2 protein-coding genes are annotated in these 2,016 nt (G+C 31.9%); both read left to right on the forward strand.

Features of this window, described 5'->3' with window-relative positions; all coding sequences use genetic code 11:
• Positions 1–162 precede the first annotated feature (162 nt).
• Complete coding sequence (locus LX78_RS14660) at positions 163–558, forward strand: hypothetical protein (RefSeq protein ID WP_146192609.1); 396 nt, start codon at positions 163–165, stop codon at positions 556–558.
• Between the two features lie 667 nt (positions 559–1,225).
• Positions 1,226–1,798: a hypothetical protein gene (locus LX78_RS14665; protein ID WP_146192610.1), complete on the forward strand. Its 573-nt coding sequence runs from the start codon at positions 1,226–1,228 to the stop codon at positions 1,796–1,798.
• Positions 1,799–2,016 lie beyond the last annotated feature (218 nt).

Genomic DNA, 2,016 nt, shown 5'->3' on the forward strand with positions numbered 1-2,016 from the left:
TACATTTATCTTTAGACTATAAAACACCAAATATGGTATATTTAAAAACAGCGTAAATTCAATTTTAACCTGTAGCCATATTTCAGGACAAGACAGCTGAAAAAAATGACCGTTTCCGAATTAAAAGAAATAATTTTAAATAAAAATCAGAATATTCAATTCTTGGAAAAAGAATCGGATAATGAAGTCTATTTAGAATTTTCGACTGAAAAAAATACCGACTATGTTTTTTTCATATCGATTGAGTCTTTATTAACGACTGTTGACATAGGAGCAAAACTAAACTCGGATATTAACGCGTACTTTTGGCACCAATCTGCTGAAAAAATAAATACTTCGGACAAGGAATGGAATTCGTGGATTGAAAATTTCATTCTGGAATCTATAAAAAATTTATCGGAATTTGAAACTCGTATAATTCAAAAAAATGGACTAATATTTAGCTCATTTACTTGCGAGTATTTTAATGAAAAATGGACAAAATTAAATACTAACAATGGATTTCGTTGGACTTTAAAAATTCCGAAAATCTATGGACGAAAGAAAATATATAAATAAAAGCCAGTTGCCAACATTGTATATAAAAAATTGCTAGTTTTAGCTTAACCAATGTTAGTTGCTTTGTTTGCTTGCTTCTGATTTTCCTTCGGAAAATCCTCGCACACAAACACGCAACTTTCCATATACGTAACCGTTGGCTTTAATGCTGGAGCAAGTTTGCGCAACTGACAAAAGCCTGGTTTTATTTCAGAATTTATTTTAGAATTTTAGACAAGATAACTCAGAAAAACTGTTGTGCGGAAATTGACAAAAAAATGGAAAAACGGACAACAGAACAAAACGCAAAAAAAAACGTCTGACTTCTACTCTACCGAACAATAACATAATCGGAATTTGAGCAGGTTTGCGGAATTGAAAATCGAAAGAATTAACTCAAACTCGAAAAAATAAACAAACGGAAAACCAAAAATGCGGCATAGAATTATTAAGCGGACAAAAAGCACAAAAGCCAACACCGTGTAAAAAACATTGCTTATTTTAGTTCAACCGTTTGGTCGTTGCTTTGCTTGCTTGCATCCGATTTTCCTTCGGAAAATCCTCGCACACAAACACGCAACGTTCCTTACACATAAACGTTGGCGTTAATTTAAGAATGAAGAACTTTACATCATATTTCCTACTAATAATTATACTTATAAGTTGTGATAAAACAACTGAAAAAATCTTGATTCACGAATTCAATCCGACCGCAAGCAGTTGGAATGTTGAAAAATGGAATTCCGACAATGACAAAAACCCATATCAAATAAGGGAAACCATCGATTCAAAAAACAGAGTGTTAAAATTGGAATTTACGAAAAATGGAAAAGTTCTTGAAAACCGACTTTGTTATCTTCCGACAATCGTTGAATACGAATATCAAACCGACAGAATAACTGAACGGTTATATTCAAATGGACAACCAATGGAGGCAACTGAATGTGAAATGCCATTTAAAACTATATATCACTTAAATGATAATTACATTACCAAAGTTGAGACTTTTAGAAAATTTGACACTATAAATTTCTCGAAAAACGAATTAAAAGAAATAAGAAAATACGTTCCCGAATACGAGGTGACTATTTGTAATGACAGTACAAATACTGAAGTTGATTTTTACTATCACTCGTTCGCTAAAATGAACGGAATTTACCCGACAAATAAAAACTATAAATACGACCCAAATAACTATTATTATGGAGATGAACCAGAAGCTGAATCAATATTAAACGGAATAAAAAAATTAAAAAACTAACGCCAACACCGTGTATAATTAATGGCTAGTTCTCGCCTACTTACGAAAATCCTCGCGGATTTTCTATTCGGTTTGTATTTGCTAAATTAGTTGCTGAAACACGCCACTAATCATACACAAGACCGTTGGCAACAATTAGAAATGAAAAGATACATTCCCATAACTTTAGAATCTGAACCATCAATTATTGGAGTAAAAAATGGAATTTATCAATGTGA

Origin of the sequence: Xanthomarina spongicola, from assembly GCF_003148645.1 — a bacterium.
GTDB classification, from domain to species: Bacteria; Bacteroidota; Bacteroidia; order Flavobacteriales; family Flavobacteriaceae; genus Xanthomarina; species Xanthomarina spongicola.